Consider the following 3,837-nt stretch of genomic DNA (forward strand, 5'->3'; position numbering starts at 1 on the left):
GTTTATTAGTTCTCATTGATGCTCCTAAACTTGATAGATACGAATGGTTTGACCTACGAAAAGTTGCAAAGCTAAAATTTGATAATATTACTGGTGATATTAATATTGAAGATACTGATGGAGATGTGGAAATTTGTAATAATATTATCTGGGGATTTACAACCAGTATTTCCGAAGTAGGAGCGGAAATTGGATTAACTCAAATTCCAAAAATATATTTAACTGAAAATATGCCTGTTTCCTTAGAAATTCTTGAAGAAAATTTACATATAGATGCAGAAATAACTCATGTTAGATTTAATCAAGAATACCCAACCATCCAAATTAAATTTAAATCCATAGCTTTAAAACAACATCGTTGCTTAGTCAAAATGTTATTTTGTCGTCCAGGGCAATGGAAGCGAAATAAGACTCCTGGAGAATTTCAATCCATATTATTATTATTTAAAATTCTCTTCAAACCAAGGATATTTTTTGATAAAAAAATAGGTATTAACTCAAGTTTGATACTGCCGTAAGGAGTCACTACCGCGATAGTGTAACAGGGTTGGCAGATTTTTATATCATCAATAAAATCTATTTGCCTAATTCTAAAAGTGAATAATATCGATCGACATACACAGGATATGCACGCAAACCATATTTAGCTTCTATCTCTCGACGAAAACTATTAGAGGGATTGAGAATAAAAATAGTTTGATTCAGCTTCACTTCTCTTGATAGAGAATTGCTTTCCTGAACTAACACAAATCTAGTTTCGGGTTCCAGTAAATAGCTGAGAGAAAACACATTCCCATAATTAATTCCCGCATCATTGCTAATTAATAATGGATTCTGAGAACGATTAATAATTCTTGCGACTTGAGGATTGCCATCACTAACAACCTTATTCCACCATGTTTCCGATTTAGAACTAACTACAATCGAAATTAAACCCAGCGAAATCACCAAAACTGCCATAACTTGCCAGATTTGCCGACGTTTAAATTTTCCGTTATTAATTTGATAGGCAAACAAATATGCGATCGCTATTTGTATCCCCAAATATGAAGGAATTAAATACCTTTCTGAAGTCGATCGCATTCCCCCAAATAGTAAATCTGGTAAAATTAATGGTAATGCAGGAATACAAATTAAACTGAGGATAAACAACCAAGTTTTTATGTTAGTTGTTAAACATAAAAAATAAATTGCATAACCAACTAAAATTAAAAAAAATATAGCAACAAAATAGCCAAAAATATTATCTAAATTGCTATTCAAGTCAAAAAAAATTCTCGTTATCTGCAAAAACCAAGACTGAATCAAACTAATTAATGGTATTTGTGTAGCTGTCCAAGCAGTTGTTTGCTCGAATTGGAAAAAGTTTCCCATTAATATCAATAACCACGGACTGAAAAACAAAAAACTAACTAGTGATGCCACAATAAAATTCTTTACAGTCTTATTTCCGCGAAATTTATTGGTAATAATTACATACACTGCATGGGCTATAAATACAAATCCACTCAGTAAAAATGTGTATAAACTTAGTGCTAAAGTTAACGAGTAAATACCCCAATTAAAAACAGGAGACTGGATATATTCGCGCTTTGAATCAAGTCGAATTGCCCTTAACAAAGCAGCACTTGATACTAAAATACTTACAGCCCAAAGTATATATTCGCGAGCTTCCTGGGCATAGGCAAACTGAAGCGGAGAAGATGAAACTAATGCGATCGCAATCCAGCATATACCCAATGGAACCTTAAATAGCTCCCAACATAGCCAATACATCGCCGGAATTACCAACAAACTAATCACGGCAGACAAACTTCTCACCGCAATTACAGAATTCGCAAATGTTTGTCCAAATACCTGTACCCAAACACGAGCAATAATATAGTAAAGCGGTGGATGTTGTGGATCTTCCATAGCTAAAGACCTAATTGTATCGCTCAAATCCCGTTCGGAATTGATATTTTGATACCTGAAAAGACTCTCCGGTGAAATAATACGACTATTAAAAACTTGACTTTTTACCTCATTTGTAGTGTATCCAGATAGCCTTAACATCGTGTAAGTTTCATCATGCCAGAAAACCTTCCTATCTAGGTTTACAAAGCGGAAAAATACACTTAGTACCAAAACCACAACAATAAAATAACGCAGCCAATTAGGGGCAATTCGTAGATGCCGCATAGTAAAAGGGGAAAGAGTAAAAGGAAAAGGGTAAAAGGAAAAAAACTTAAAAAACAGGTTTTTCCCTGTGCGAAATCCCAAATCAAGCACAATCAAATAAAAAACCTGGTTTCTCCCCAAACGAACGAGAAAACTCAGAATTATTAAAACAACTTATCTGCGTCTATTTGCGTCCATCTGCGGTTTTTATCTCTTTTATATACCTCACCTTTCTCCTTAATTAATTCGTCTCATTCTTAATATTGTAATGAACCCTAGTTCCTGCCCATAACAACTTCTCACGCAAAGTTTGATAGTAGGAATTGTTTTCGCGCAAGACAATAAACTTTGCCCGACACTCAGCCATCCGAATATCAACACGGTGTCCAGGCCAAATCGAAGTTGCCAGCACTCCATCCATCCACAACTTTGTACTCAAATCGTAATCCCCTAGAGGCCAAATACTCACCACCGAACCAGGAGGTAAAACAATCGGACGACTCGAAAGACTCATTGGACAAATAGGAGTCACTGTCAGCGCTTCCATACCGTCGTGCATGATCGGACCATTTGCAGAAACAGTATAACCAGTCGAACCCGTGGGAGTAGAAACGATTAATCCATCCCCCACATATTGGTCAATTATTTCTCCATCAATTTCGATTTCCAAAATTGACGTAATCATCCGATCAGCCGAAGCGGGTTTGATACACATTTCATTCAACGCCAAATACCTTTCTGTGATGGGTTCCAGGTTAGAACCATGTCCTTCAAACACCGCAGCTTGTAGCATCATTCTTCGTTGAATGGCATAGCGATCTTCTAACAACCTGTCCCAAACATTCTCGGTATCTTGAAATTCTTCCACTGACTCAGTTAAAAATCCCAGGTGTCCCCCAACGTTCACACCCAATATTGGAATGCCGACGGGGGATAAATGTCTGGCAGCAGTTAATACAGTGCCATCACCACCAAGAACCAAAGCCAAGTCGATAGTATCAGAAGCGGAAGCCAAAAACACCGGATAAGGGTTATCTTTTGGTCCACTTGGTCCCATTAAGACTTGGCAATGGCGACTTTCGAGTTGTTTGGCGCAAATCTCTGCCCAACGTTTACTTTGGGCATCTCGCGCCTTATAAGCAATTATTACCTGCTTTAGCTCCACACGATTACTACCATTTCAGGAGATTGAACTGCTCCATATCGACAGTATCGCGATTACGATAAATTGCCAATACGATAGCTAATCCTACCGCCGCTTCGGCAGCTGCCACAGTAATGACGAATACCGTAAAAACTTGACCTTTAATTTCTGTGGGGTCGAGGTAGTTAGAAAATGCCATCAAGTTGATATTGACAGCATTTAGAAGCAATTCAATTGACATCAGAACTCTGACCGCATTACGGCTAGTAATTAAACCGTAAATTCCGATGCAAAATAACGCTGCTGCTAGTAATAAAAAGTATTCAAGTTGCATGGATTTTTATTTTGTTGGGGATTGGGGACAATACAGTTCAGTTAAGTATTTTTTCCTTCTCTTCCTACCCTTCGGGTAGGCACGAAGTGACTTCCAAAGGTAGCCGCTCCGCGTCTAAGGCGTTCTCTGCGCCTACCTACGGTAGATACGAAGTAGCTTCTGTTGGCGATAGCCGCCCTGTAAGGGCTAAGTAGCCACT

General features: G+C 37.8%; 3 protein-coding genes and 1 pseudogene. 1 reads left to right on the top strand and 3 read right to left on the bottom strand.

Annotated elements, in window-relative coordinates; translation table 11 throughout:
* Positions 1–518, top strand: a pseudogene (locus tag CK510_RS32100) (hypothetical protein); the annotation flags it as partial.
* 58 nt (positions 519–576) lie between these two features.
* Here the strand turns inward: CK510_RS32100 and CK510_RS27670 are convergent.
* The 3 genes from CK510_RS27670 to nuoK form a co-directional block, all read right to left on the bottom strand.
* A complete protein-coding gene (locus CK510_RS27670) occupies positions 577–2,181 on the bottom strand; it encodes a glycosyltransferase family 39 protein (protein WP_095724712.1) in 1,605 nt (534 codons plus the stop codon).
* A 220-nt stretch (positions 2,182–2,401) separates the two neighbouring features.
* The gene (locus CK510_RS27675; RefSeq protein WP_095724710.1) at positions 2,402–3,325 is read right to left on the bottom strand and encodes an NAD(+) kinase; all 924 of its coding nucleotides are present in this window, start codon (positions 3,323–3,325) and stop codon (positions 2,402–2,404) included.
* 7 nt (positions 3,326–3,332) lie between these two features.
* Positions 3,333–3,638, bottom strand: coding sequence for an NADH-quinone oxidoreductase subunit NuoK (nuoK, locus tag CK510_RS27680; RefSeq protein WP_095724711.1), 306 nt, complete (start codon positions 3,636–3,638; stop codon positions 3,333–3,335).
* Between the last annotated feature and the right edge of the window lie 199 nt (positions 3,639–3,837).

The organism is Brunnivagina elsteri CCALA 953, from assembly GCF_002289455.1.
Taxonomy (GTDB): Bacteria; Cyanobacteriota; Cyanobacteriia; order Cyanobacteriales; family Nostocaceae; genus Brunnivagina; species Brunnivagina elsteri.